The 26544-nt window shown below is 72.8% G+C and carries 25 protein-coding genes; 8 read left to right on the forward strand and 17 right to left on the reverse strand.

Annotation, left to right across the window (positions count from 1 at the left end):
- Positions 1–17 precede the first annotated feature (17 nt).
- Together AB0C21_RS14280 and AB0C21_RS14285 are read right to left on the reverse strand one after the other, a co-directional pair.
- Positions 18–920: an acyl-CoA dehydrogenase family protein gene (locus AB0C21_RS14280; protein ID WP_500204429.1), complete on the reverse strand. Its 903-nt coding sequence runs from the start codon at positions 918–920 to the stop codon at positions 18–20.
- Positions 917–2101, reverse strand: coding sequence for an acyl-CoA dehydrogenase family protein (locus tag AB0C21_RS14285; RefSeq protein WP_500204430.1), 1185 nt, complete (start codon positions 2099–2101; stop codon positions 917–919). The genes AB0C21_RS14280 and AB0C21_RS14285 overlap by 4 nt, the downstream gene beginning before the upstream one ends.
- Positions 2102–2235: 134 nt before the next feature.
- Here AB0C21_RS14285 and AB0C21_RS14290 point away from each other — a divergent pair, with 134 nt between their 5' ends.
- From AB0C21_RS14290 to AB0C21_RS14300, 3 genes are all read left to right on the forward strand, one after another.
- Positions 2236–3201: a hypothetical protein gene (locus tag AB0C21_RS14290; protein ID WP_500204431.1), complete on the forward strand. Its 966-nt coding sequence runs from the start codon at positions 2236–2238 to the stop codon at positions 3199–3201.
- Between the two features lie 102 nt (positions 3202–3303).
- Positions 3304–4278 carry a DUF7064 domain-containing protein gene (locus AB0C21_RS14295; RefSeq protein ID WP_500204432.1) on the forward strand — a complete coding sequence of 325 codons (975 nt, stop codon included), beginning with the start codon at positions 3304–3306 and terminating at the stop codon, positions 4276–4278.
- Positions 4275–5315, forward strand: coding sequence for a phosphotransferase (locus tag AB0C21_RS14300; protein ID WP_500204433.1), 1041 nt, complete (start codon positions 4275–4277; stop codon positions 5313–5315). Before AB0C21_RS14295 ends, AB0C21_RS14300 begins: the two co-directional genes overlap by 4 nt.
- A gap of 19 nt (positions 5316–5334) precedes the next feature.
- Here AB0C21_RS14300 and AB0C21_RS14305 read toward each other — a convergent pair whose 3' ends face one another.
- The gene (locus tag AB0C21_RS14305) at positions 5335–6186 is read right to left on the reverse strand and encodes an SAM-dependent methyltransferase (RefSeq protein ID WP_500204434.1); all 852 of its coding nucleotides are present in this window, start codon (positions 6184–6186) and stop codon (positions 5335–5337) included.
- 127 nt (positions 6187–6313) lie between these two features.
- Here AB0C21_RS14305 and AB0C21_RS14310 point away from each other — a divergent pair, with 127 nt between their 5' ends.
- The gene (locus tag AB0C21_RS14310; protein ID WP_500204435.1) at positions 6314–7090 is read left to right on the forward strand and encodes an NYN domain-containing protein; all 777 of its coding nucleotides are present in this window, start codon (positions 6314–6316) and stop codon (positions 7088–7090) included.
- 355 nt (positions 7091–7445) lie between these two features.
- On the opposite strand, the gene AB0C21_RS14315 is transcribed toward AB0C21_RS14310, so the two are convergent.
- From AB0C21_RS14315 to AB0C21_RS14340, 6 genes are all read right to left on the reverse strand, one after another.
- On the reverse strand, positions 7446–8720 hold the full coding sequence (locus AB0C21_RS14315) for an outer membrane protein assembly factor BamB family protein (RefSeq protein ID WP_500204436.1): 1275 nt from the start codon (positions 8718–8720) through the stop codon (positions 7446–7448).
- Between the two features lie 130 nt (positions 8721–8850).
- Complete coding sequence (locus AB0C21_RS14320) at positions 8851–9882, reverse strand: phosphodiester glycosidase family protein (RefSeq protein WP_500204437.1); 1032 nt, start codon at positions 9880–9882, stop codon at positions 8851–8853.
- A 382-nt stretch (positions 9883–10264) separates the two neighbouring features.
- Positions 10265–11221, reverse strand: coding sequence for a DUF5954 family protein (locus AB0C21_RS14325; RefSeq protein ID WP_500204438.1), 957 nt, complete (start codon positions 11219–11221; stop codon positions 10265–10267).
- Positions 11222–11324: 103 nt separating this feature from the next.
- The gene (locus AB0C21_RS14330) at positions 11325–12377 is read right to left on the reverse strand and encodes a glucose 1-dehydrogenase (protein WP_500204439.1); all 1053 of its coding nucleotides are present in this window, start codon (positions 12375–12377) and stop codon (positions 11325–11327) included.
- Positions 12378–12414: 37 nt separating this feature from the next.
- Positions 12415–14196 carry a glycoside hydrolase family 15 protein gene (locus AB0C21_RS14335; RefSeq protein ID WP_500204539.1) on the reverse strand — a complete coding sequence of 594 codons (1782 nt, stop codon included), beginning with the start codon at positions 14194–14196 and terminating at the stop codon, positions 12415–12417.
- A 177-nt stretch (positions 14197–14373) separates the two neighbouring features.
- A complete protein-coding gene (locus tag AB0C21_RS14340; RefSeq protein ID WP_500204440.1) occupies positions 14374–15744 on the reverse strand; it encodes a glycoside hydrolase family 10 protein in 1371 nt (456 codons plus the stop codon).
- Between the two features lie 459 nt (positions 15745–16203).
- Here AB0C21_RS14340 and AB0C21_RS14345 point away from each other — a divergent pair, with 459 nt between their 5' ends.
- The 4 genes from AB0C21_RS14345 to AB0C21_RS14360 all read left to right on the forward strand — a co-directional run bounded on the left by AB0C21_RS14345 (position 16204) and on the right by AB0C21_RS14360 (position 19959).
- The gene (locus AB0C21_RS14345; RefSeq protein ID WP_500204441.1) at positions 16204–17205 is read left to right on the forward strand and encodes a patatin-like phospholipase family protein; all 1002 of its coding nucleotides are present in this window, start codon (positions 16204–16206) and stop codon (positions 17203–17205) included.
- A 61-nt stretch (positions 17206–17266) separates the two neighbouring features.
- On the forward strand, positions 17267–17767 hold the full coding sequence (locus AB0C21_RS14350) for an ArsR/SmtB family transcription factor (protein WP_500204442.1): 501 nt from the start codon (positions 17267–17269) through the stop codon (positions 17765–17767).
- Positions 17768–17785: 18 nt separating this feature from the next.
- Positions 17786–18619, forward strand: coding sequence for a M23 family metallopeptidase (locus tag AB0C21_RS14355; protein ID WP_500204443.1), 834 nt, complete (start codon positions 17786–17788; stop codon positions 18617–18619).
- A gap of 137 nt (positions 18620–18756) precedes the next feature.
- Complete coding sequence (locus AB0C21_RS14360; RefSeq protein WP_500204444.1) at positions 18757–19959, forward strand: argininosuccinate synthase-related protein; 1203 nt, start codon at positions 18757–18759, stop codon at positions 19957–19959.
- A 16-nt stretch (positions 19960–19975) separates the two neighbouring features.
- On the opposite strand, the gene AB0C21_RS14365 is transcribed toward AB0C21_RS14360, so the two are convergent.
- The 8 genes from AB0C21_RS14365 to AB0C21_RS14400 are packed head-to-tail and all read right to left on the reverse strand — an operon-like array spanning position 19976 to position 26516.
- Positions 19976–21007 (reverse strand): M20/M25/M40 family metallo-hydrolase, encoded by a 1032-nt coding sequence (locus tag AB0C21_RS14365; protein ID WP_500204445.1) that lies wholly within the window; start codon positions 21005–21007, stop codon positions 19976–19978.
- Entirely contained in the window at positions 21004–21816 is an 813-nt protein-coding gene (locus AB0C21_RS14370) for a [LysW]-aminoadipate kinase (protein WP_500204446.1), read from the reverse strand. The genes AB0C21_RS14365 and AB0C21_RS14370 overlap by 4 nt, the downstream gene beginning before the upstream one ends.
- A 14-nt stretch (positions 21817–21830) precedes the next feature.
- A complete protein-coding gene (argC, locus tag AB0C21_RS14375) occupies positions 21831–22838 on the reverse strand; it encodes an N-acetyl-gamma-glutamyl-phosphate reductase (protein ID WP_500204447.1) in 1008 nt (335 codons plus the stop codon).
- Entirely contained in the window at positions 22835–23689 is an 855-nt protein-coding gene (gene lysX, locus AB0C21_RS14380; RefSeq protein ID WP_500204448.1) for a lysine biosynthesis protein LysX, read from the reverse strand. Before lysX ends, argC begins: the two co-directional genes overlap by 4 nt.
- Complete coding sequence (gene lysW / locus AB0C21_RS14385; protein ID WP_258940458.1) at positions 23686–23853, reverse strand: lysine biosynthesis protein LysW; 168 nt, start codon at positions 23851–23853, stop codon at positions 23686–23688. Before lysW ends, lysX begins: the two co-directional genes overlap by 4 nt.
- Positions 23828–24838, reverse strand: coding sequence for a transketolase family protein (locus AB0C21_RS14390; protein ID WP_500204452.1), 1011 nt, complete (start codon positions 24836–24838; stop codon positions 23828–23830). The genes lysW and AB0C21_RS14390 overlap by 26 nt, the downstream gene beginning before the upstream one ends.
- Positions 24835–25677 (reverse strand): transketolase, encoded by an 843-nt coding sequence (locus tag AB0C21_RS14395; protein WP_500204454.1) that lies wholly within the window; start codon positions 25675–25677, stop codon positions 24835–24837. Before AB0C21_RS14395 ends, AB0C21_RS14390 begins: the two co-directional genes overlap by 4 nt.
- Positions 25677–26516 (reverse strand): family 3 encapsulin nanocompartment shell protein, encoded by an 840-nt coding sequence (locus tag AB0C21_RS14400; RefSeq protein WP_500204456.1) that lies wholly within the window; start codon positions 26514–26516, stop codon positions 25677–25679. The genes AB0C21_RS14395 and AB0C21_RS14400 overlap by 1 nt, the downstream gene beginning before the upstream one ends.
- Positions 26517–26544 lie beyond the last annotated feature (28 nt).

Raw genomic sequence — 26544 nt, forward strand, 5'->3', positions numbered from 1 at the left:
CGCCGGGGGCGCGTCGCTCAGAGAGCGGCGATGACCCGCGCCCTGTGCTCGGCCACGGTGCCCCACGCCGAGTACAGGGCCCGCGCCTTGCGGATCCACAGCGACGGGTCGTACTCGTCGGTGTAGCCGATCGCGCCGTGCACCTGGAGAGCGGTCTTGGCCATCCCGTAGGACGCCTCCGACGCGGCGACCTTCGCCGCGGACACGTCCCGCGCGAAGTCCGGCGTCCCGTACGACAGCGCCGCCCCGTACACGAGCGGGCGGGCGAACTCCAGCTCGACCATCGCGCTCGCGAGATGGTGCTTGATCGCCTGGTACTCGCCGATCGGGCGCCCGAACTGCTGCCGCGTCTTGGCGTACTCGACGGACACCTCCAGCAGCGCCTGCCCGAGCCCCACCTGCTGCGCCGCGCACAGCAGCACGCCGAGGTCGGTGAACCCTCCGCCCTCGAGGACGCGGAACAGCCGCCGTGTCGGGTCGAGCGACGCGACGGCCTCCCCGGCCGCCTTCCGCTCGGCGCCGTCGACGGTGAGCACCAGGTCGGCGACATCGGCGTCCAGCGCGTGCGGGACGGCGAGCGTCACGACCGCCTCGCCCTCGGCGATGCGCTGCGGCCACGGCGACCCGTCCAGCAGCTCGGCGGCGGCGAGCGTCTCCACGTAGGGGCCGGGCGCGGCGGCCCGGCCGAGCTCCTCCGCGGCGACGGCCAGCTCGACCGGCAGCAGCCCGGCGCCGCCGGCCTCCTCCGGGACGGCCACCGCGAACGCCCCGGCCTCGGCGACCGCCGACCACAGCGCGCGCCCCGGCCCGGCGTCCCCGGCCGCCCAGGCGCGGGCCGCCTCGGCGGTGCCGGGGCCGCCCAGCAGCTTGCGCAGCGTCTCGCCGAACATCCGCTGCTCGGCGGAGAGAACGAACTTCACCGGGACCCCCTCGGCAGGCCGAGCAGCCGCTCGGCGATCACGTTGCGCTGGATCTCGTTCGTGCCCGCGTAGATGGGGCCGGCCAGCGAGAACACGTAGTTCTCCAGCCACTCCGACTCCAGCTCGCCGTCCGGGCCGAGCAGGTCGAGCGCGGTCTCGTGCAGCGCCACGTCCAGCTCCGACCAGAACACCTTGTTCAGGCTCGACTCCGCGCCGATGTCGTCGTCCCGCGAGACCGTCTCGAACCCCTTGAGCCGGTAGGCCCGCGCCCTGATCCAGGCGTCCGCGACCCGGTCGCGCAGCGCGTCCCCGGAGGCGTCCGCGCGCTCCTTCCACAGCTCGACGAGCCGCTCGGCCGCCGCGGTGAACCGCCCGGGGCTGCGCAGCGTGAGGCCGCGCTCGTTGCCGGCCGTGGCCATCGCGACCCGCCAGCCGTCCCCGGCCGCGCCGATGACGTCCTCGTCGGGGACGAAGACCTGGTCGAGGAACAGCTCGGCGAACGCGGGCTTGCCGTCCAGCCGCCCGATCGGCCGGACCGTCACGCCCTCGGCGTCCAGCGGGAACATCAGGTAGGTGAGCCCCTTGTGTCTACTCATTGTGGGGGGACGACCCCCCACACCCCCCGGTTCGCTCCGCTCATTACCGGACGATTCGGGGTCGGACCGGAACAGCCCGAACCCCCGGTCGGCGAACGCGGCGCGCGAGCTCCACGTCTTCTGCCCGTTCAGCAGCCAGCCGCCGTCGGTGCGGGTGGCCGTCGACCGCAGTGCGGCGAGGTCGCTGCCCGCGCCCGGCTCCGACCAGGCCTGCGCCCATATGACCTCGCCGGCCGCCATGGGGGGCAGGATCCGCGCGAGCTGCTCGGGTGTGCCGTGCTTGAGCAGCGTCGGCGCCAGCAGGTTGATGCCGTTCTGGCTGACCCGCCCCGGCGCGCCCGCCGCGTAGTACTCCTCCTCGAAGACCAGCCACTGCAGGACCGAGACGCCGCGCCCGCCGTACTCCTCCGGCCACGAGACCACGCCCAGCCGCGCCGCGCCGAGCGTCCGCTCCCACTCCCGGTGCGCCGCGAAGCCCTCCTCGGTCTCCAGCGACGGGAGCGGCCGCGCCGGGACGTGCTCGCGCAGCCATGCCCGCACCTCGCCGCGGAACTCCTCGTCCGCCGCCCCGAACTCAAGATCCATGCGCCCCTCTTTCTAACAACTGTTTGGTAGAGTAACCGGCCCCTCGCACCCCCGTCGCCCCCTCCCGCCCAGTGAGATCCCCCGGCGGCGAAAAATCCCCTGAGAACCGCGATTCCCGTTCCTAAGCTCAGCGCATGGGGCATCCGGCGCAGATCGTCATCATCGAGGACGGCGCCCAGCGGGTCGTCTACGACAAGGGGGGCGGCGCGCCCGGGATGGAGTTCCAGATCCTGCTGGACCGCGAGCGGTTCACCATGGACCGCCTCGGGGACTGGCGTGACGACCGCTGGAACCCGTGCTCGGACGCCGTCTACCTCGTCGACCACGACCGGCGGGTGCTCCTGCTGTCGTTCATCTACCTGTACGACTTCCCGGACGAGCAGGCGTACCGCATGCTGTTCCTGAGGCTGGTCCGCTACGTGTGGAAGGGCTGGCAGGTCGACTGGGCGTACAACGGCGTCGAGGACGTCGTCGCCTACCTGGCTCTCGACATGTCCGTCCTCGGCGCGCCACGCCTGAGCGATCCGGACTTCGAGGGCAGGCTGCGGTTCACGCCTCGTACGAGGCCCAACCTGAGGATGCCGGAGATCTCGCCCTGGCGCGCCGGCGATCGGAACTACTGCCTGGTGACCGTGGAGGACGGGACCCGCGTCCGGGCCTACGCCGTGACGCCGAGATGCGACAACCTCCTCAAGGGCGGCCCCCGTGTCCTGGACCGCCTGCCCGAGGCGGCGCGCATGACCCGGTGCGGGAGTCTTCCTAGTTCAGGCGTCCACTTCGACCTGACCACGGAGACCGGCGGGTACTGGACGCACGGCTTCATCCACGGCCCGCTCCATGAGGTGTACTGGTCGTGGCCCGGCTGGCGGTGGCGGTTCTGGGAGGACGATCACACCGTGCAGCGCGCGCTGGCGGGCGTCGAGGTCACGATCCCCGACCCCGACGTGGACACCGCGATGGCCGACCTCGTCAGAGTGTGGACGGAACGGCTCGACTGGGATCCCGACCTCGCCCAGGAGTTGCTCCGCGAGGTCCTCGTGCGTCCACAGCACGAGAGGGTCGCGGTGCTCGCCGACGCGATCTTCCTGCTGAGCGACTGACCCGGGCGGCTGCGGACGCGGGTGACGCCGGGGTCTGTCGGAGACGGCGGCGCGCGGTTAAGATCGCGCTCTAGAATCGCGTTCGGAAGCTCCGGAGGGCCCATGGCGAGGATCATCGAGCACGGCACCTGGAGCCTGGAGCCCGCGGACGAGGGACTGCACGACCCCGGCCCCGAGCCGCTGTGGAACGAGTCCTACTACTTCGACTTCGCCGCCCCCGACGGCTCCGTCGCCGGTTACGTGCGGCTCGGGCTGTACCCCAACTGGGACCGCGCCTGGTACTGGGCCGCGCTGGTGCGCCCCGGCCGTCCGCTCCTCCTCATCGCCGACAACGACGCCCCGCTTCCCGAGCGGGGAACGACCGACGTCCGCACCGAGACCTACACGGCGACCCAGCAGATCACCGACCCCTTCGGCCCGGCCAGGGTCGCCCTGACCGGAACCGCCTCCGTCCTCCCCGACGCGACCGCGGCCTACGGCGACGTCAGCGGCGCCGAGACCATCGGGCTCTCGTTCGACCTGCGCTGGGACACCGCCGGCGGCGTCTACCCGTACAAGGACATCCCGCGCTACGAGATCCCGTGCACCGTCTCCGGCCTGGTCAGCGTGGGCGGCGAGAAGATCGCCGTCACCGCCCACGGGGAGCGCGACCACAGCTGGGGCGAGCGCGACTGGTGGAAGGTCTCGTGGCTCTGGACGTCCGGCCGCCTCGGCGACGGCACGTTCGTCCACGGCATGCAGGCGAACATCGGCTTCCCGCTCCCGTGGCCGTGCTTCGCCGTCCCGCCGGAGGGCGGCATCGAGCACCGCGACGGCTTCTCCGCCGCGACGACCTTCGCCGGCGGCCTGCCCGCCCGCTCGGACCTCCACTTCCCGGGTTCGCCCATGACGGTGACACCGGTGGCCTTCGCGCCCGTCGCCGTGACCTCGCCCGACGGCCGCGAGGCCCGCTTCCCCCGCGCCCTGTGCCGCTACGAGACCGAGGACGGACGGACCGGCCACGGCTGGACGGAGTGGCACCAGCCCCCCGGCTGGGAGGACCACGGCTGGACCCACCTCGCCGGGGAGACCGCATGACCGGGGCGGTGTCCGGCGCCGGCGGACTGACCGCGTCCTGGCTGAGCGGCGCACTCGGCACGGAGGTGACCGCCGTCCGCGCCGAACCGGTCGGCACCGGCCAGGTCTCCGACAGCCTGCGCCTCCACCTCACCTACGCGGGCGACACCCACCTCCCGTCCACCATGGTCGCCAAGGTCCCGGCGGCCGACCCGTCCAGCCGCGCCGCCGCCCGCACCATCCGCACCTACGAGGTCGAGGCGAGCTTCTACGCCGAGATCGCGCCCACTCTCGACGCCGGCGTCCCCGCCTGCTATGCCTCCGCCTACGACCCCGAACGGGACGAGTACGCCGTCCTGCTGGCCGACCTCGCACCGGCGCGGCCCGGCGACCAGCTCGCCGGAATCACCCCCGGGGACGCCGCCGCGGCGATCACCGAGATGGCCGCGCTGCACGCCGCCGGCTGGGACGATCCCGACCTGGCCGCCCTGACCTGGCTCAACCGCCACGACGCCGACTCGGCGGACTTCACCGCCGCGATGGTCACCGACCTCTACACCGGCTTCAAGGACCGCTACGCCGCCGACCTGGGCCCCGAGGTCATCGGCCTCATCGAGGACTTCCTGCCGTCCATCGGCGCCTATCTGACCGCCCGCGAAGGCCCGCTGACCCTCGCCCACGGCGACTTCCGCGCCGACAACCTCCTCTTCGGCGGCCCGCGCGCCGCCGTCCTGGACTGGCAGACCGTCACCTACGGCCCCGGCGTGGCCGACCTGTCCTACTTCCTCGGCTCCAGCCTCCCCCTCGAGGCCCGCCGCGCCCACGAGAAGGACCTCGTCCAGCGCTACCACGCGGCGCTGACCGCCCGCGGCGTCGCCTTCACCTGGGACGAGTGCTGGACCGCCTACCGCCTCCACGTCTTCCACGGCATCGTCATGGCGATCGGCGCGTCCATGCTCGTCGAACGCACCCGGCGCGGCGACGAGATGTTCCGCACCATGACGACCCGCCACGCCCACCACGCCCTCGACCTGGACTCCCTCGACCTGACCCGCTGAGGCCGCAGGCCACGGCGGCCTAAGCGGGCTTGCGGGCCATTCCGCCCCACAGGGCGGCGGGTGCGGCCCCTTCGAGCTCGGAACGGGGGCGCCACTGCGGGACCTGGACGACGCCGGGCTCGACGAGGTCCAGCCCGCTGAAGAACCTGGAGACCTGCTCGCGGTCGCGCAGCGTCACCTTCTCCGCCGAGTCCTTGTTCATGGCCTGCGCGAACGCGGCCATCTCCTCGGGGAAGATGTCCTTCGCGGTGTGGGAGACCACCAGGTGACTGCCCGGGGGCACGGCGTCCATCAGCGTCTCCGCGATCCCGTAAGGGTCCGCCTCGTCCGGAACGAAATGCAGTACGGCGATGAGCATGACCGCCACGGGCCGGCTGAAATCCAGCGTGCGGGAGGCCTCCTGCAGAATCTTGCCGGGCTCGCGCAGGTCGGCGTCGATGTAGTCGGTCGCACCCGAGTCGGTGCTCCTCAGGAGCGCCTCGGCGTGGGCCAGCACGATCGGGTCGTTGTCGACGTAGGCGATCCGGCTCTCGGGCGCGATCGCCTGGGCCACCTCATGGGTGTTGTTGGCCGACGGCAGCCCGGTACCGATGTCCAGGAACTGGCGGATCCCGGCCTCGGCGACCAGGTACTCCACCGTCCGCGCCAGGAACGCGCGGTTGGCCCGCACGGACTTGACCGTGCTCGGGAAGGCCTTCAGACCGGCCTCGGCGGCCGCCCGGTCGGCGGCGAAGTTGTCCTTGCCGCCCAGCCAGACGTCGTACACCCTGGCGGGATGCGGAATGCTCGTATTGAACCGGGAGAGCTTCTCCTCGCCCGATGATTCTCCAGGCCGATCCGACGCCACGAACGTCTCCTCGATCACCGCCATGCGAAATTGCTCGAACCACCATATATCCGCCAATGCCGACGATGGTGTCGCAGAGCAAGCGCGGCGCACACGACCTCTGATGTACTGGCCGCAGCCCGGTCGGCGGGCGGCTTCCAGGAGGGGACGCATGGTGAATGAGAACACCGCCAGGCTGGCGGTCCTCATCGACGCCGACAACGCCCAGCCCGCGAACGTCGAGGCGCTGCTGGCCGAGGTCGCGAAGTACGGCACCGCGCACGTCAAGCGCGCCTACGGCGACTGGACCGGCTCCAGCCTGCGGGGCTGGAAGGAGCATCTGCTCGACCAGTCGATCCAGCCGATCCAGCAGTTCGCCTACACCAGGGGCAAGAACGCCACCGACGCGGCGATGGTCATCGACGCGATGGATTTGCTGTACTCGGACCGCTTCGACGGGTTCTGCCTCGTCTCCAGCGACAGCGACTTCACCCGCCTGGCCGCGCGCATCCGCGAGTCCGGCCTGACCGTGTACGGGTTCGGCGAGCGCAAGACGCCCAAGCCCTTCATGGCGGCGTGCGACAAGTTCGTCTACATCGAGAACCTGCTGTACGACCAGAGCCCGACCACCCCGACCGCCGAGACGCTCAAACCGGCGCCCCCCACGTCGGCCGCCAAGCTGAAGCAGGACACCGCGCTCGTCAACCTCCTCCGCAACGCCGTCGAGGCGGCGTCCGACGAGGACGGGTGGGCCGCCCTGGGGTCCGTGGGTCAGATCATCACCAAGCAGCGCCCCGAGTTCGACTCCCGCAACTACGGCTACCCCAAGCTCAGCGAGCTGATCGCCGCGACGACCCTCTTCGTCCTGGACCGCCGAGGCCCCGGCGACGCCAAGGGAAACACCATCTACGTCCGCGACAAACGCCACCAGGACGGCAAACCGTCCTAACCCCCTCCCCGCAAGGCCTTGGCGCAGGCGCTCTTGCATGTGTGTGGACGCCCGCGCGCCGTCGAAGACGGAGACGATGAGCTGAGGGGACGGGATGGTCCGCGCCCAGATCCAAAGCTCCGGCGGGGGCGGCCGCCGATCGCATTGTGCGGTCCCGGCGTGCCGCAGCGCGTTGGTCGCGGTCTCGGACACGGCCAACTCGCCGTCCTCGATCACGTCCCGGTCGAGCCGCAGCTCGGACAAACCTTTCCGCTTCCGCGGCCCCGGCGACGGCAAGGGGAACACCATCTACGTCCACGACCAACGCCACCAGGACGGAAAGCCGTCCTGGTCCTTCTCGCGACCTTGAAGGACCTCAGACGCGGATGAAATCGTAGGTGAGCGTGTTCGCCTTGGCGTCGTGGCCTATCGCGACCCAGCCGTCCCCGAGCCCCTGGAGCCATCCTGGGAAGCGGCCGAGGCGACGGCCGGTGGCAGCGTCGTAGACGAGGACGAACGGGTGGTCGTGCTCGGCTCCGCTGACGGCGATGCGCCGCTGCGTGACAGCGGTCTCCCAGCTGGCGGACTCTCCTGGCAGGCCCGGATCGGGGGCCTTCCACAGGACGCGGCCGGTGGCGAAGTCCAGGAGGGAAAGGGCACCGGTGTCAGCGTGCTCGCGGACCAGGAGCGTGTGCCCGTCACCGTCGATCGGGACGCCCGGGGCGTCACCGCGCCAGACCGTCCGTCCTGAGGCGAGATCGAAGACCTGCGGCCTGCCGGTGTCGGTGGACGCCGCGATCCGGCGGCCGTCCCCGATCAGGTCGAGACCGGTGCTGGACGGGGCGAGCCGCTTCTCGCATTCACCGTCGGCCCGCCGGCCAGAGTAGACCTTCCGGGTCCATCTGCGCCGTGCGGTTCCCGCCTCGGACGCGGAGACGGTGACCGTGCAGTTCTCGTCGCCGGACGGAGGATCGTGGTCGGTGGTGATCAGGGTCCGCCCCACCACCACCGTGTACCAGCCGCTCTCGCCGGATCCGTCCTTTCCGGGAGGCGGCAGAGGCCGGCCGTCGTCTCGGGAAGCGAAGATCCGGCCGGTGTCCGGGACGAGCGGCCGACGCACCCCGACCGCCGCGTTCGCCGACCGGACCTCGTCGCCCCGGAGGCTCCAGCGGACCTCTCCGGTACGCAGATCCCTCCGAGTGATCTTGCAGTCGGCCCCCGCGCCGCAGACGGTGGTGAGGACGGAGTCCCGGGTGACCCGCGCCTTCTCGACCGGGCCGCCCTGCCAGAGCGTCCCGCCGTTCGCCGGATCGATGACGCTGAACCGGACCGTGTCGGCCGGGACGGTCTTCCGCAGACGCACGATCAGGGTGCCCGCCACTTCGACCTCGTCGTCCTCGCCGGAGGGCACCCGCCACAGCTCCCGGCCGGACCCGGGGTCGACGCCGAGGACCGCCCGGTCGTTGGCGATCAGCGCGACCCGCCCGATGACGGACGTGGTGTTCTCGCCGGTCGGCACGGTGAGGGACCAGGCCGGGGGCGGGCCCTCACGGGACGGCGGCTGCGGCGACACACCAGAGCAGGAGGCCCCCGCCGTGCACACCAGGAGCGCGAGAGCGGCCACCCGTGAGCCGGGTCGGGAGCGGATCATCCGGACATTGTCGAGACCCTGCCCCCTCGGCCGCAATCGAGTCCTGGGCGGAGGAGCGTCTGAAGGCAGCCTGGACCATGACCTGCCCGCCCCTGACCAAGGGGGGCGGAGGGTCGGTGACGGGGTACTTTCAGCGGCGGGTACCCGCAGGGAAGGCGCCGATGCCGTTGGCGACAGCGCGTTCCGTTCCGTCCGACGGGTTGTTGCGGACGGTCACGGAGGTCTCGCCGGGGGAGCGCGCGACGAAGGTCGACGATCCGCCGCCGTCGAGGTTCACGCCGTCGTCGGCGCCCGCCTTGTCCAGGAGGGACGCCAGTTCGGGGATGGTCGCCCCGCCGCTCAGCACGGACCTGCCGTCCGCCACGACGAGGTAGACGTGCCGGCCGTCGCGGCTCACCCCGGCGGCCGTGCGCGGCGCCGGGCCGGCGGTGCCCAGGCCGTCCAGCGGCCTGCCGTCCCGGAGGATCGGGAACCCGCCCACGGCGAACCGGAAGCGGACCGGCCCGGTGAAGCGGTAGGAGACCCGCACCCGGTCGCCCGGCTTGAGCCGGCGCAGCGCGTCGGCGCCCTTCTCCCGCCCGACGAGCACGGTCGTGCCGGCCGGGATCGCGCCGCCGCCCACCGTGCCGGACACCCCCGTCACCACGCCCCGCCGCACGGTCGCCTCGGCGGTGTTCGTGCTGCACGGGTCGCTGCGCACCTGGTCGGTCCCGCACACCGCACGCTGCCGCGACACCTCGCCCCACTCGGGACCGAACGCCCCGACACCGCCGACCGGAAGCGCGTACTGGTTGAGGCCACGCAGGGCGATGGACGTCCCGCCGGAACGGACGGTCCCGGTCAGGTGCAGCCGCGCCACGTGCCCGCGCTTGTCGTCGCCGACCCCGATGACGTCCTCGGTGGACGTCCCGGGCGGCAGCGCGGGCCCGAACCGCTGCCCGTCCGGCACGGCCCCCTTGAGCGGACGGCCGCCATCGACCTCCGGCCCCGACGACGACCCCGTGGGCACCACGCCGGGATGGGTCTCACTGATATTGAAGAAGTCGCCGTTCACCCCCGCCACCGCGTGCTGCGCATCCGCCATGGCCGACACCGTCCGCCGCGCGGCGACCACGGGCGGCCGCAGAAGCCCGACCTCGGCCTTCCGCAGATCGACGTCCAACAGATCCCCGGCAACAGCCCCGCCAACTCCGGACGTTTCGAACGTCCGGAACGTCACGCCAGACGCGAGCTGCTCCGAAGAGGTGAACCGCACCTCCCCGATCCCGGCCGAAGACGGCAGCCCCCGCACCCGCGAGTCCGGCCGCTCCCCGGACCCGGCCCCGTCAACCCCCGGCGCCGGCCCCACCTCGCCCCGCGCGGGCACCCCTCCGAGCCCGACCACCACGACCACCGTCGCCGAAACGGCCACCCACCTGCGCACCATCCGCCCGCCCTTCCATCCGGCTCCCTTGTTTTTGATCATGACGCGCGCGCGGCGAAAGGCAAGGAGCCGGAGGTTGACACTCGAAGAAGATCGCGCGACGCGCATCGGAAGGGGTGGGTCAGCCGAAGGTGGGGAGGTCGTAGTGGTCCTGGTCGGAGGGGCGGGGGGCCTCGGGGCCGTCGCGGCCCAGGCGGAGCATGCGGCAGACGCGGACGGTGCGGAACTTGCGGCCGCGGACGTTGAACTCGTGGCCCGGCGTCGCCCGGATGCCGTCGGCGATCGCGGTCCACTCGGCGAGTTCGGCGGGGGACGGGGGGTCGCCCTGGAACTCGCGGAGCCTCGGCATGAGGTCGGTGAAGTGGCGGGCCAGCCGGTCGCGGGCCTCCTCCGGGTCGTCGCCGCCGGTGAGCGGGGCCCAGGCGTCGCCGTCGACCTCGACCGCGATGAAGGTGGGCGGGAGCAGCACGACCCCGGGATGCGTCCGGATCGCGTGGCGCGCCTCCGTGCGGACCATGTCGGGGACGGTGCCCGGCACCGGCAGCCGCCCGACCAGGTTCAGCCGGAGCTGCGCCTCCCACTGGCCGCACGGCGCCGCCGGGTCGATGAGGTGGTCGCGCAGCAGGCCGTTCGCGGAGAGGTCGGCGTCGGTGGACCGGGGCGGCTCCATCACCCGGTGGCCGAGCAGGATGAACTTCTCCACCCGGATGACGCGGTAGCGGCGGTCGCCGATCTCCCACTCGTCCTTGGCGAGCTGCTCGCCCTCCTCGGGGTCGAGCCGCCCGGCCGCCGCCAGCATCGCCTGGACGGTCGGGGCGTCGGTCTCCCGCGCGGCGGCCGTGCGGAGATCCATCGCGAGGCTGTAGCGGGCGGTGGCCGGTCCGTCCGCGCCCAGCGACGCGATCCGCCATTCCTTCGCGAATTGCACCGCATAACCGAATTCGGGGGATCCGGCGGGGAAGAGCTTCGGGTACCGCAGCATCCGCTCGCCGAGTTCCCGGTCGCGGACGTCCGCGACCGGATCGAGCAGGGCCGCCACGTTGATGTGGTCGTACCCGTGCATCAGCGGGAACGTCATGCCCGCATCCTGGCCGGATGCGGCCCCGCGCGCACGGCTTTTCCCGTATTCGAACGCCGGAAAGATTAAGGATTGATGGTATTTGAGGTATTTATTCGACGGGTTATTCGGCGAGGGTGACGACCACTTTCACATCGTCCGGATGGGGGGTGAAGGCCTCGGCGAAGCGCTCCAGCGGGACGCGGCGGGAGATCAGCCGGCCGAGCCAGTCCAGGTCGGCCCGCGCGAGGGCGTCGGCGGCGGCGGCGTAGTGCCGGAGGTTGGCGTTGACCGACCCGATCACCGCGTCGTTCTCCAGCACGATCTGCCGGTTGAGGTCGCCCGCGTCGACCTCGAGGGGCCGTCCGGACGAGGACACCCCGGTCAGGCACACGATCCCGTACGAGGCGTTGTGCGCCATCGCGCCGAACACCAGGCGGGACGCGCCGGTCGCCTCGATCACCACGTCCGGCTCCGCGCCCGCGAAGGCCTCCTCGATGCCGCCGCGGTGGTAGGTCGCGCCGAGGTCGGCGACGAGCCGCGGCTTCGGTCCGTCCGCCACCCGGTCGAGGACGTGGACGTCCAGCCCCCGCTGCACGCCGAGCATCGCCGCGAGCAGCCCGATCGGGCCCGCACCGGTGACCAGGACCCGGCGCGGCTCGAACCACGCCCGGTTGCCGACCTTCTCGACCTGCTCCCACGCCTTCGCGACGACCGTGGTCGGCTCCATCAGCACGCCGACCTCGGCCAGCCGCGGGTCCAGCCGGACCGCGTAGTCGGCCTCGACCCGCCACGCCCGGCTCGCGTACCCGTCGATCTCCTTGATGCCGCGCTCGGTGTACCGGCCGTTGCGGCACATGTCGAACTCGCCGTGCGCGCAGGCCCCGCACGGCTCCGGGTCGGGCCGCCGCACGACGCCCACGACGAGGTCGCCGGGGGAGAAGCCGCTGCCGGACGGGGCGTGCCGCACCCGGCCGAGCGACTCGTGCCCGATGACGAGGCGGTCGCGGCCCGGCGGGGCCCATCCGTAGTCCCCGGCGGCGATCTCCTTGTCGGTGCCGCACACCCCCACGGCGAGCCCGTCGACCAGCAGGTCCCCCTTCCCGGGCTCCGGGTCGGGGACGTCGGTCACGGCCAGCGAGCCGGGCTTCTCCGGCAGGACGGTCAAGGCGCGCATGGCGCTTCTCCTTCCACGGCTTCCACCTCTCCAGCGGCTAGGCGCGGCGATGGGCGGGACGGGAGCCGCTCAGATGCCGCGCGGTGTTGACGAGCCCGACGTGCGAGTACGCCTGCGGGGTGTTCCCGATCTGCCGCCCGGCGGCGGTGTCGTACTCCTCGCTGAGCAGCCCGAGGTCGTTGCGCAGGCCGAGCAGCCGCTCGAACAGGTCGGTGGCCTGCTCGGTGCGGCCGATTCCGTGCAGTGCGTCGGCGAGCCAGAACGTGCAGGCGAGGAAGGCCCCTTCACCGCCCGGCATGCCGTCCACACCGCCGTCGACGCCGGTGTCGTAGCGCAGCACGAACCCGTCCCGGTACAGCTCCCGCTGCACATGGTCGACGGTGCCGATCACGCGCGGGTCGTCCCATGGCAGGAACCCCACCTGCGGGATGAGCAGCAGCGCCGCGTCCAGCCCGCGCGATCCGTAGAACTGGGTGAACGTGCCGCGGTCCGCGTCGTAGCCGTGCTCGCACACGTCCGCGTGGATCCGCTCCCGCAGCTCCTTCCACCTGCCGACGGGGCCGTCCAGCCCGTACCCCTCGACGGCCTTGACGGCGCGGTCGACGCCCGTCCAGGCGAGGACCTTGGAGTGGACGAAGTCGCGCCGCTCCCCGCGGACCTCCCACAGGCTGTTGTCGGGGTCGCTCCAGTGCCCTTCGAGGAAGTCCATCAGGGCGACCTGGAGGTCCCAGGCGTTCTCGTCGGTGCCGATGTCGGCCTCGCGGGCGATGTGCAGGCCGTCCAGGACCTCGCCCCAGGTGTCCAGCTGGAACTGCTCGGACGCGGCGTTGCCCACCCGCACCGGCGCCGACCCCTCGTAGCCGGCGAGCCAGTCCACGGTGTACTCGGTGAGCCGCCGGGTGCCGTCGATCGCGTACATGATCTGCAGGTCGGCGGGGTCGCCGGCGACGGCGCGCAGCAGCCACTCCCGCCACGCCTTCGCCTCCGCGACGAAACCGGTGCCGAGCAGGGCCTGGAGCGTGAACGTCGCGTCCCGCAGCCAGCAGAACCGGTAGTCCCAGTTGCGCGGGCCGCCGAGCCGCTCGGGCAGCGAGGTGGTCGCGGCGGCGACGATGCCGCCGGTGGGCGCGTAGGTGAGCGCCTTCAGCGTGATCAGCGAACGGCGGACCGCCTCGTCCCACCGCCCGTCGTAGTCGTAGCGGCCCATCCAGTCCCACCAGAACAGCTCCGTGTCGGACAGCGCCTGCTCCGCCTCCACGGCCTTCGGACGCGGCAGGTGCGACGGCTGGTAGGTCAGGACGAACGGGACGCGCTCCCCGGCCGACACCGTGAAGTCGGCGCCGGTCGTCAGGTCGCGCCCTTCGAGGGCGACGGGCGTCTTCAACCAGGTGGCGTCCGGGCCTGCGACGGCGTTGAGCTCGCCTTCCTGGTGCCGCACCCATGGCACGATCCGCCCGTAGTCGAACCGCAGCCGGAGCGCCGTGCGCATCGGGACGCTCCCGCTGAGCCCCTCCACGATCCGGACGACGTCGGCGGCCTCACCGCGCGGCGGCATGAAGTCGATCAGCCGGACGGACCCGTCCGGGGTGTCCCACTCGGTCTCCAGGATCAGCGTGTCGTCCCGGTACCGGCGCCGCGCGCACCTCCCGCCGGCCGCGGGCGCGACGCGCCAGAACCCGGCGTCCTCGTCGCCGAGTAGCGAGGCGAAGCAGGCGGGGGAGTCGAACCGGGGCAGGCAGAGCCAGTCGATCGAGCCGTCCTTGCCGACCAGCGCCGCCGTCTGCGTGTCGCCCAGCAGCCCGTAGTCCTCGATCCGCAGTGCCAAGACGCGCCACCTCCCGCCCTCGGTTCCTCTGGCTTCCTCCACTAACCCGTGATCAGGGATGTATGTACGGGGCGCAGGTGTTTGTGGCGAGCAGGCGAGGCCCCGTCCGGCACGGCGGCATGGGAGCGGCCGCCGTGCCGGACGGAGGTCTTGCGGGAGGACGCGAGCGGGTCAGGGGGTGCCGCAGCTGATGACGGGGTCGGCCGTGTTCCCGGTCGGGGTGTTGACGGTGAACCCGTAAGACGCCGAAGCGCCCGGCGCGAGGTTGCCGTTCCAGCCGACCGGTTTGACCGTGACGACGTTGCCGCTCGTGCTCGCGGTGCCGTTCCACAGGGCGACGATCTGCTGGCCCGAGCCCATCGTCATGACGACCGTCCACGAGGCGACCGCGGTGGCGCCGGCCTTGATGGTCACCTGGCCGTTGAAACCCCCGTTCCACTGCGCCGTGCGGGCGTAGGTGCAGGTGACGGCCCCGGGGTCGCCCGGGTCGCCGGGGTCGCCCGGGTCCTCGCCGCCGAGGGCCTGGAGCGTCGCGTCGTATGCGGGCTTCTTGGCGTAGTTGCCGTCGAACAGCAGCGCGGCGCCTTCACCGGGGAACACGTCGGGAATCCACGAGTACTTGTCGGTGACGCCCCAGACGGTGATGACGGTGCAGCGCGACACGGCGAGGCAGGCGGAGACGACCTTCTTGTAGTCGTTCGCCTGGGTGGCGAGCTTGGAACTGTCCGGCGGGGTGGACATGCGGATGTCCAGTTCGGTGATGTGGACGTCCACGCCGAGGTCGGCGAAGCGCTGCATGTTGGTCTGCATGTCGGACGGGACGGCTCCCAGCGTCAGGTGCGCCTGGAGGCCCACGCAGTCGATCGGGACGCCGCGTGCCTTGAAGTCCTTGACCATGTTGTAGACGGCATTGCTCTTCGCGTTCTGCCCGTCGATGTTGTAGTCGTTGTAGCAGAGCTTGGCGTTGGGGTCGGCCGCGCGCGCCGCGCGGAACGCCTCCTCCATGTAGGAGTCGCCGATGACCCGCTGGAACACCGAGTCGCGGCGCGCGCCCGAACCGTCCTGGAACGCCTCGTTCACCACGTCCCAGTAGGCGACCTTGCCCGCGTAGTGGCCGGCCTCCTTCGCGATGTGGTTCCGCATGGCGCTCAGCAGGTCGTCCCGCGAGGAGATGCCGCTCACCCAGTCCGGCAGCTGGTTGTGCCACACGAGCGTGTGCCCGCGGATCTTCATGCTCTGGGCCTGCGCGTGGCTCACGAGCTGGTCGGCCGGGCCGAAGTCGAACGAGTTCCTGGACGGCTCGGTGGTATTCCACTTCATCTCGTTCTCGGGCGTGAGCTGGTTGAACTCGCGGTCGAGCGTGGCGGCGTACGCCGACTCGCCCATGTGGGCGGTGGCCGCGGCGGCGCCGAAGACCCGGCCCTTGGCCGCGGCGGCCTCCTTGAGCGTGCCCGGGGCGGCCGACGCGGGGAGCGCGACGGCCACCAGCATCGCCAGGAGCAGCACGCCCGTGCCAAGCACCGCGGTGAGTGCTCTTCTCATGGTCTCTTTCCTCCTTGCCCAGGTCCGCGGGGATCTGCCGTTCGGCTGTCTCGGTGCGCAGCCGAAAAGTTTCGACAAACTTTCGACAACTGACGGGAAAGTATCCCCGTGAGGCTCAGGCGTCAACAGCCTGTTCTTCCTTTCACAGGTCAGACCGACTGATCGGCGGTCGTCCCGAGGAGCGTCCATCGAAACTTTCGAGCTCATTCCATCCGCTGTGCGGGTGGCGGGCATCCGGCGGGCTCCGCGGTCGATCGATATCGCCCGCGCGGCCGGCGCAATTTCCGATCACCGAGAACATGCGAAAAAATTGCATGCCGCCGACCATTGAAAGATAGATCGATAGGGCATCTTCCAGGGGAGAGGCGGAACGGATTCCATTCGCCTGTCAGCCGTTTTCCGTTTCGGTTCGGAAAGCGGCCCGCGCCGCCGTCCGGCGCCGCGGGGGAAGGGAGAGCGATGGACTCTTCGGCAGTGCGGCGCGCCGACCTCGTGCTGGAGGGCGGCGGCGTCAAGGGCATCGCGCTGGTGGGCGCGATCGCCGAGATGGAGGCGCGCGGGTACCGCCTCGGCGCGCCCGCCCGCGTCGCCGGAACCTCCGCCGGCGCGATCATCGGATCGCTGGTGGCGGCCGGGATGCCGGTCCCGGACATGATCGAGCTCATGCGCGGGCTCGACTACCGGACGTTCCAGGACGGCTCGCGCTTCGCGGCCGTCCGCGGCTTGTCCCTGCTCACCACGCTCGGCCTGCACAAGGGCGACGCCCTGCACCGGTGGATCGCGGCGCGCCTGAAGGAGTGCGGGGTCGAGACGTTCGGGCAGCTGAAACTGCACGACCCCGACTCGGCGCTGCCGCCCCAGCACGCCTACAAGCTCGTCGTCGTGGTCTCCGACATCAGCAGCGGGCGGATGGTCCGGCTCCCGTGGGACTACGAGCGGTACGGCCTGCCCGCCGACGAGCAGCCCGTCGCGGACGCGGTGCGCGCCTCGGCGTCCATTCCGGTCTTCTTCCGGCCGCGCCGCCTGTGCCGGAACGACGGGCGCCAGTGCCTCCACGTGGACGGCGGAATGCTCTCCAACTACCCGATCACCATTTTCGACCGGGAGGACCGCGAACCCCGCTGGCCGACGTTCGGCGTGAAGCTGTCGGCCCGTTCCCCTTCCGAGGGCGTGTACCGGGAGTGGCGCGCCGTCCGCGGCCCCGTCGGCTACGGCCGCGCGCTCGTCTCGACGATGGCGGAGGCGCACGACCGGGTGCAGATGGACGAGCCGGCCATCGTGGCCCGCACGATGTTCGCCCGCACCGACGGCGTGCTCGCGACCGACTTCGACCTCGACGCGGCGACCCGCGAGCGCCTCTTCCAGGCCGGTCGCGCCGCGGCGGCGCGGTTCCTGGACGACTGGGACCACCGCACCTATCTGGCGCACTACCGACCCCTCGTCACCCCGGCCTCCGACTGAGCCCGACCTCGACCGAAGGGCGGGATTTGTCGAATCTACGTACTTACGTAATAGTGGAGGAGTGACCGAGGAGACGCTGGCGGAACGCGTCGCGCGGCTGGAGGAGCGCGTGGCCGCGCTGGAAGGGGCCGCCCCCGCGGCCGGGCGCCCGGAGCCGGGCGACACCTTCTGGGCGCTGGACGCGCTGAAGGAGCGGGCGCCCGATCCCGGCGCGGTGCTGTTCACCGGCTCGGTGGCGCTGCCGTCCGGCGAGCACTTCGAATGGCAGCAGGGGCATCCGGCCGGAGACCTGCTGTCGGACGACTGGTCGCAGTCCGCCGACGCGCTCTCGGCGCTCGCGCATCCCGTCCGGCTGCTGCTGCTCCGGGAGATCCTGCACGGCTCCCGCACCGTCTCCGAGCTGGCCGCCCACGAGAGCCTCGGCACGACCGGCCAGCTCTACCACCATCTGCGCCAGCTCGTCGCGGCCGGCTGGCTGCGCACCACCGGGCGCGGGCGCTACACCGTCCCCGGCGAACGGGTGGTGCCGATCCTCACCGTGATCGCGGCGACCCGCCGCTGACCGACCTGTGGAGGAACGATGATCAGGACGCTCGCACGCTTCCGGACGCTGTTCATCCTGCTGGGCCTCGCGCTGGCCATCACCACATCCCTGCACGGCATCGGCGTGCTCTGGGGCGCCGGAATGGTCCTCATCGCGGCGGGGCTCGTGCTGTTCTTCGTGTCCGGCAGTGCACCGGACCGCGAGCCGGTCGTCCTGCGCAGCCCGGTCGAGGGGCGCTGGGTGCCCGTCAACAGCCCCGCCGACAAGGTGCCCAGTCACGGGACGCACGAGCTCGGCCAGACCTACGCGATCGACCTGGTCCACGTCCCGGACGGCGAATGGCGGGCGACGCGGCGCTGGCCGCTCGCCGCGCGCCCGGAGACGTTCCCGTCCTTCGGGCGCCCCGTCGCCGCACCGGCCGACGGCGTGGTCGTCCAGGCGAGCGGGTGGCAGCGCGACCACTGGAGCCGCAACTCCTGGCCCGGCATCGCCTACCTCCTGGTCGAGGGGATGGTGTTCCGCCAGCTGCTGTCCGTCCTGACGCTGTCGGCGGGCAGGTTCGTCGTCGGCAACTCCGTCACGCTCGACCTCGGCGGTGGCGTGTACGCGGTCTTCGCCCACCTGCGCCGCGGATCGGTGCGGGTCGCCAAGGGCGACCGGGTAAGGGCGGGGGACGTCCTCGGCGAGGTCGGCAACTCGGGCAACACCTCCGAGCCGCACCTGCACTTCCACCTCATGGACCGCCCGCGCCCGCTGGCCGCCGCCGGCCTGCCGTTCGCCCTCCCCTACGAGAGCGGCGGCGAGGCCCTCACCGGCGTCCCCGGCGGCCTTCGCCCCTGCGTCCTGGCGGCCGGTCCGCCCGCCCGCTGAGCGCTCGCGGCGCAACCGGCGATTGCTGTCTGCGTTCGCGGCGGATTTTGTGATCACGTGCCAGTGCGCGGCGATGATCTTGACCCCTAAGTTGATCTTGACCGCTGCTCGCCGCTCGTCCCTGGAGGGTCGGTTACGTGGGTCCGGATACGCGAAGGCAGGGTAGGAGACGCATCCGCGAGTTCGGGCACATCGACACCGTGGCGGCGCAGGGCGGCCGGGTGGTGACGCTCTTCAGCGGCGGCCTCGACAGCTTCTACCTCCTGTGGCGGCTCAGCCGGCACCGCGGCCTGCACGTCCACGCCCTGTCCGTGGAGCTCGGCGGCGACGCCGAGTACGACCGGACGGGCGCCGACCTGGGCTCGCTCGGCGCCGAGCACGTGCGGGCCGACCTGTCGGAGGAGTTCGCGGAGGAGTTCGTGGCGCCCGCCATCGCGGCGCAGGCCGTCTACCTCGGCATCCACCCGGTCAGCTCGTCGCTCAGCCGCCCGCTGCTGGCCCGGGCCGCGGTCGACCTCGCCCGGAAGGTGGGCGCGCACGCGATCGTGCACACCGCCAACCGGTCGCAGAACAGCCTGCGCCGGATCGACTCCTCGATCGCCGCGCTCGGGTTCGACGGCCACTTCGGCAGCCCCTACGAGCACGACGCGATCGGCCGCGACGACAAGCGCGCGGCGCTCAAGGACGCCGGGTTCGCGGAGTTCGCCGACCGCGCCTACAGCGGCGACTCCAACCTGTGGTGCCGGGAGTTCGAGTCGGGGATCCTGGACGACCCGGAGTGGTTCCCCGTCCCGGCGGACCTCTACTTCTGGACGGCGGGCCCGCGCCCGGACCGCCCCGCGGAGATCACGCTCGACTTCGAGGCGGGCCGGCCCGTGGCCGTCGACGGCGCGGCCGCCGGCCTGCGGGAGATGATCGCGTCGCTGAACGTCCGCGCCGGCCGGTTCGGCCTCGGCCGCTACTCCGGCCTGGAGCACCTCGCGGGCGGCGAGAAGGTCCTCGAAGTGCGGGAGATGCCGGCGGCGTGCCTGCTGCTGCACGCCTACCGCCAGCTCGAAAGCGCCACCGTCCCCGCCGAGACGATGCGGGAGAAGCTGGCGCTGGAGCAGTTGTGGACACGGGAGGCGGTGGAGGGCCGCTGGTACGGCCCGCTGCGGGAGGCCGCGCAGGCGTTCGTGGAGAGCGTCGCCCGCCACGTCACCGGCCGCATCACCTACCGCCTCGACCGCGACGGGATGACGGTGCTGTCCATCCGCGCCCCCGGCGGCCTCTACCTCCGCGACCGCGACGCCTGGGAACGCGCCACCGCTCGCAACACCACCGCTGCCAGCACCCCCTGACCCCGGGCGGGGACGGTCAGAGGACGGCGGCCAGTTCGTCGAGCGCGGTGGTGAGCACGTCGACGCCCTTCAGGAACTCGGCGATCTCGATGTGCTCCTCGTCGGAGTGGTCCAGCGAGCTGTCGCCCGGCCCGTACGTCGCCATGGGGACGTCCCAGTGCGGCGCCACGGTGTTCATGTCGGACGTGCCCGTCTTGAGGGTGGGCCGGGGCGTCCCGCCGTGCCGCCGGATGGCGGCCGTCACCGCCCGCACCACCGGGTCGGACCGCCCGCTGCGCACCGCCGGGACGTGCCGGACGATCGTGACCTCGCCGCCGTCCGCGCGGGCGCGCAGCCGCGCCGCGAAGGCCTCGGCGTCGTACCCGGGCGGGACGCGGCAGTCGACGTCGAGCCGCGCCTCGGTGAGGTCCCCGTGGACGCCGCGCAGCGTCGCGGCGGGCAGGCCGAACGCGGCGTGGTCGCGCTCGGGGCCGAGCGCCTCCAGCAGGTCGTGCCAGAACGCCACCGCTACCTCGGTCGCCTTGGCGGCCGGGTTGGTGGAGTGCGTCGCGGGCCGGGCGACCCGGTACTCGACGTCGATCTTGCCCTTGTAGCCGAGCACCACCCGCGACCAGCCGCTCGGCTCCCCGACGAGCAGCGCGTCCGGCGCGGGGCAGGTGCGCGCCAGGTGCTCGCCGCCCCGCGACAGCCGCTCCTCCTCGACCGCGCCCACGACCCGCAGCGTGCCGGGGAACGAGGGCCGGGCCGCCGCCGCGCTGATCATCGCGGCGAGCGGGCCCTTGGCGTCCGCGGCGCCCCGGCCCACGAGGCGGCCGCCCTCGCGCCGCGCCGGCAGCGGCCGGTCGACGGTGTCGAGATGGCTGAGCAGCATCACCACCGGCCCCGAGCCGGTGCCGATGTCGCCGATCACGTTGCCGGCCTCGTCGCGGCGCGCGGCCATGCCGAGGTCGTTCATGACCTTCTCCAGGTAGCGCGCCAGCTCGTCCTCCCGCCCGGACGGCGAGGGGATCGACAGCATGGCGTGCAGCAGGTCGACGGGGTCGCTCACATGATCTCCAAGGTCGTGCCGGCGCCGCCCAGGGCCGCGGTGACGGGGCGGGGGATCCGCCCGTCGCCGATCGACACCCGGGGGACGCCCGCGAGCAGGGCCTCGCGGGAGGCGATGAGCTTGCGGTGCATGCCGCCGCTCGCCGCGTGCGGGACGGGGCCCTCGCGGGGGAGCGGGCAGCGGTCCAGCAGCGAGCCCTCGTCGGACGCGTCGCGCAGCAGGCCCGGCGCCGTGGTCAGCAGGACCAGCCGCTCGGCGCGCAGCGCGCCCGCGACCGCCGCCGCGACCCGGTCGGCGTCCACGTTCACCGGCGCGCCGTCCTCGCCCAGCGCCGGCGGCGACACCACCGGGACGAACCCGGCGCCGACCAGCACGTTCAGCACCTTGGGCCGGACGCCGGTGAGCCGCCCGCTGTGGTCGTCGCGGACGATGACGGTGCGGCCGTCGCGCACGGTGCGCTGCGCCGTCTTGCGCCGCGCCCGCAGCAGCCCGCCGTCCAGGCCCGTCAGTCCCACGGCGGGGACGCCGTTCGCGGCCAGGGCGCGCAGCAGCCTGGGCTTGACCCGTCCGGCGAGCGCCAGCGTGAGGACCTCCAGCATGGCGGGATCGGTGTGCCGGCTGGTCACGCCGCTCGGCGAGACGAGGGTGCGGGCGGGCACGCCGAGGTCCCCGGCGAGCCGGTCGACGTCGGCGGCACCGCCGTGGACCAGCACGGCCCGCCCGACGAGCCCGGCGAGGTCCGCGCACACCGTCTCGGCGGGGACCGCGCCGCCGCATTTCACCACGACGATCCCCGAACCAGCGCCCATCTGACCGGAACCCATCAGACCGGGTGCAGGCCGGGGAACCCCAGGCCCAGGGTCTCGGGTTGGCCGGTCCGGATGTTGAGGCACTGCACCGCGGCGCCCGCACCGCCCTTCACCAGGTTGTCCAGCGCGGCGATCGCGGTGATCCGGTCGCCGTCCACCGCGAAGCCGACGTCGCAGTAGTTGGACCCGGACAGCAGCTTCGGATCGGGGAGCCGGTGCGTCCCCGACCGGTGCGCGACGATCCGGACGAACGGCTCGTCCGCGTACGCCTTGCGGTAGGCGCGGCGGACGGCCTTCTCGTCGGCGGAGCCGGTGGCGTGGCAGACGACCTGCACCCCGCGCACGGCCTCGACCCCGGTGGCGGTCATCCTGGCGTTCAGGCCGGTGTGCCGCGCGACCTCCGCCTCGTGGCGGTGCCGCACCGGGGCGAAGACCCGAAGCGCACCGCTGCGTTCGGCGTGCAGGTTGGCGTCTCCGGCGAGTGCGCCCGACCCGCTCGACCCCGTGCGCGCGTCGATCTGCACGTCCGGGCCGATCAGCCCGGTCAGGGGGTGCAGCGCGAGGATCGCCGCGGTGGCCATGCATCCGGGCACGCTGATGAGGTCGGCCTCGGCCAGCTCCGCGCGGAACAGCTCGGGGACGCCGGGCACGAACGCGCCGAGCAGCTCGGGCGCGGTGTGCGGGACGCCGTAGTACCGCTCGTAGACGGCGGGGTCGGGGTTGCGGAAGTCCCCCGACAGGTCGATGACGGTCTTGGCCCGTCCCCGCATCTCGGGCAGCAGCTTCATGGTGGCCTTGTGCGGGGTCGCCATCAGCAGCACGTCGCAGGCGTCGAGGTCGTCCGGCGCGCTGAACACCAGGTCGGTCTGGGCCCGCAGGTTGGGGTGGACGGAGTCCACGCGGCGGCCGGGGAACCGGGTCGAGACCGCGTGGGCGACCTCCGTCCCCGGGTGGCCGATGAGCAGCCGCAGCAGTTCGCCGCCGAGGTACCCGGCGGCGCCCATGACGCCGACCCGGATCATGCCGCCTCCAGCACGTGGGTGACGATCGCGTCCGCGACGTCCGCGTCCTCGCCGTGCGCGTCCTGGAAGCCGCGGAACTCGACGTTGTGGTTGACCTCCAGCACGAGCGGCCCCTCGGGGCCCTCGATCAGGTCGACGCCCAGCACCCCGCCGCCCACGGCCCGCGCGGCGAGCATCGCCGGCTCGACCAGCTCGGGCGTGAGCGGGCACGGCTCGGAGCGCGCGCCCCGCGCGGCGTTGGTGCGCCAGCCGTCCGAGTAGCGGTACGTCGCGCCCACCACCTTGTCCCCGGCGACGATCACGCGGATGTCGCGGCCCGGCTTGTCGACGAGTTCTTGCAGGTAGACGATGTGCTGGAGCGGCGAGGGCAGGGCGGCCCGGTGCTCCAGGACGGTCTGCGCCGCCTCCCGGTCGCGCACCGCCGCCGCGAGCCGTCCCCACGACCCCGTCAGCGGCTTGACCACCACGGGGAAGCCCAGCCGCTCGGCGGCCTCGACGCCTTCCTCGGGGGTGAGCGCGACCGCCGTGCGCGGAGTGGGGACGCCGGCGCGCTCCAGCTCCAGCGAGGTCCGCAGCTTGTCGCCGCAGACGGCGATCACCTCCGACCGGTTGACCGTCGGCACGCCGCGCGCCTCCAGCAGCATCGAGGCGTAGAGGGCGCGGCTGTGGGAGATCTCCCGGTTCAGCGCCGCCGCGTACCGGGGCTCGGCGCTCGCCGCTCCACCGCCCAGCTCGGCGCTGAACCGGCGGGTGTCGACATGCGCGTACGGCACCCCGCGGCGCTCCAGCGCGGCGAAGATCCGCTTCTCCTCGTACCGCACCCGGGAGGCCAGCACGGCCACCGGCCTCACTCGCCCCAGTCCTCCTCGATCTCGGGGGCGAGCGCGAGGGCCACCGGATCCAGGCCGACCACCTCCAGCTCGCTGGAGCAGTCGGCGCACTGCGCGATCTCGCTCAGCCGGACCGGCTCGGCGAGCTGGACCGGGCCCTCACACTCGGGACAGGTCTGGGTCATGCGTGCCACCTCCATGGGTTCCGCTGGTCAGGTTCAGCGCCGCGGCGACGACCGCGCCCGCCGTGATGCCGTACCGGTCGAGCAGGTCCTCCTGGCCGCCCGCCCGCTCGGCGAACGTGTCGGGCATGCCGACGCGCGCCACCCGGGCCGGGGCGTGCTCGGCGAGGGTCTCGGCGACGGCGCCGCCGAGGCCGCCGGAGCGCCAGTGCTCCTCGACGGTGACGACGCCCGCGGCGCCCTCGGCCGCCGCCACCACGGCCGCGACGTCCAGCGGGCGCAGCGTGTGCAGGTTGAGGACGGTCGCCCGGACGCCCCGCTCCGCGAGCCGGTCGGCGGCCCGCACCGCCGCCAGCACCGGATACGGCCCGCACGCGATGATCGCCACGTCCCGGCCGCGCCGCAGCCACTGCGCCCGCCCGATCTCGAACGGGCCGCCACCGGGCGCGGCGGCGTCCAGGTCCGGGGTGGCCGAGCGGCCGAGCCGGACGTAGGCGGGACCGGGCAGCGCCGCGCACTGCCGGACGGCCTCGCCCGCCTGCGCCGCGTCGCCCGGGACGACCACGGTGAAACCGGGCAGCGTCCGCATGACGGCCAGGTCCTCCAGCGCGTGGTGGGTCGGGCCGAGATGCCCCGCGGCCAGCCCGCCGTGGGTGGCCACGATCCGGACCGGCAGCGCGTTGTACGCGATGTCGATCTTGATGGCCTCCAGCGCCCGGGTCGCGGCGAAGGTCGCCATCGTCGTGACGAACGGGACGTTCCCGCTGGCGGCCAGGCCTGCGGCCGTCCCCATCAGGTTGTGCTCGGCGATGCCGAGGTTGAGGTAGCGGCCGGGGACGTCGGCGAAGGCGTCCGCGTCGAACAGCCCGGTGTCGCTGTCCAGGCAGTACAGCCGCCCGTCGGCCCGCATCAGCTCGGGCAGCAAGTCCCGGTACACCTCACGGGCGGAGCGCGGCCGTGCCGCCTCGCGGGGGACGTCGGCCGTCATGACAGCGCTCGCTTGCGTCGGGCGCGCAGTACGGCGAGGGAGCGCTCGGCCTGGCGGCCGCTCAGTCTCGCGTAGTGGCTGTGCGTCTTCGCCTCCAGCGACGGCAGGCCGCGTCCCTTGACGGTGCGGGCGATGACCGCCACGGGAGGCCCGCTCCCGGTCTCCCCGGGGCCGAGCGCCTCGCGCAGCGCGTCGAAGTCGTGGCCGTCGACCTCGCGCACCGTCCAGCCGAAGCTGCGCCAGCGGTCCGCGAGCGGCTCCAGCCCGATCGCGTCCTCGGTCGGGCCGGTGATCTGGAGGCGGTTGCGGTCGATGACGGCCGTCAGGTTCCCGAGGCCGAGCGCGGCGGAGGCCATGGCCGCCTCCCAGACCGAACCCTCCTGCAACTCGCCGTCCCCGAGGACGGCGAAGCACCGGCGCCCCCGATCGGCGACGGCGAACCCGTTGGCGAGCGCGAGCCCGTGCCCGAGCGATCCGGTGGGCATCTCCACCCCGGGCACCGCGCGGACCGGATGGCCCATCAGCCTGCTCCCCGGCCGGGAGTACTCCGCCAGTTCCGCGACGGGGAAGAAGCCCCGCTCGGCCAGCACCGCGTAGAGGCACATGGCGCCGTGCCCCTTGCTGAGGAGGAAGATGTCACGGTCCACAGCCGCGGGGCGGCGCGGATCGACCCGCATCACCTCGAAGTACAGCAGGGTGAGGATCTCCACGAGCGACATCGATCCGCCGAGGTGGCCGCCCTCGGGCCCGGCGCACATCCGCACGATGTGCTCGCGCACCCGGTGCGCTACGGCCGGCAGGTCCGCCGCCGGCGGCCGGGTCGGTGCGGGGCCGCCCATCAGCGCCCGCCGGGAAGCGAGGTGAGCACGAAGTGGCCGGGCAGGTGCACGGCGAGGCCCTCGATGATCTCGGCGACCAGCGCGTCCCCGTCGAGCCGGATCGTGGAGGAGCGGCGGTCGAGCAGCGTCGCTGCGGCCGTGAAGTCGCCGACGAGGGCCGTGCCCGCGGGCACCATGCGGGTCCGGCTGACCTTGACGCCCTGAACGGCGAGCCGTTCCAGGAACGCGCCGTCCGCGACGAGCGGCCACCAGTCGTCGGGGTGCATGACGATCCCGTCCGCCGAGCCGCCGTACCACTCGCACAGCGCGGCCGTCGCCAGCAGCGTCCGGGCGGCCGACCCGCCGTCCGACGGCTCGGCGGGGCGGCGCCGCAGCCCCGGGTGGCGCAGCAGGCCGCGGATCGGTCCCGTCCCGTTGAGCAGGACGTCGTTCTCCGCCGTGCCGAGCCGCACCAGCAGGCGGTAGTCCACGAACGCGGCGAGCGCGGCGGGGTCGGCGAGGATCTCCTTGGGCACCGGCACCGAAGCCCGCACGACCTGCGTCCGGACGGTCTCCACGCCCACCTCGAACTCCCACTCGGGGGCGGCGTCGTCCGGCGAGGTGTTCTCGGCCCGCTCGGTGAAGACGGTCGTCTCGTCGGCGTCCACGACGGCCTTGCGGAGCAGGTGCCGGACGGTGAAGCGGGGACGGCGCTTGGCCGGCGGGAACAGGTCGCTGATGGAGGCGCGCAGGTGGACCGCCGCGTCCGGCCCGTACCGGGCGTGGGCGAGCGCGAACTCCTCGCCGGGGCTGCGCCGGGTCAGTTCGGGGTCGTCCAGCATCATGCGCACGTCGGACACAGGAGAATCGGGCACGGGAAAATCGGGC

This window comes from Spirillospora sp. NPDC049024 (assembly GCF_040649235.1).
GTDB lineage: Bacteria > Actinomycetota > Actinomycetes > Streptosporangiales > Streptosporangiaceae > Spirillospora.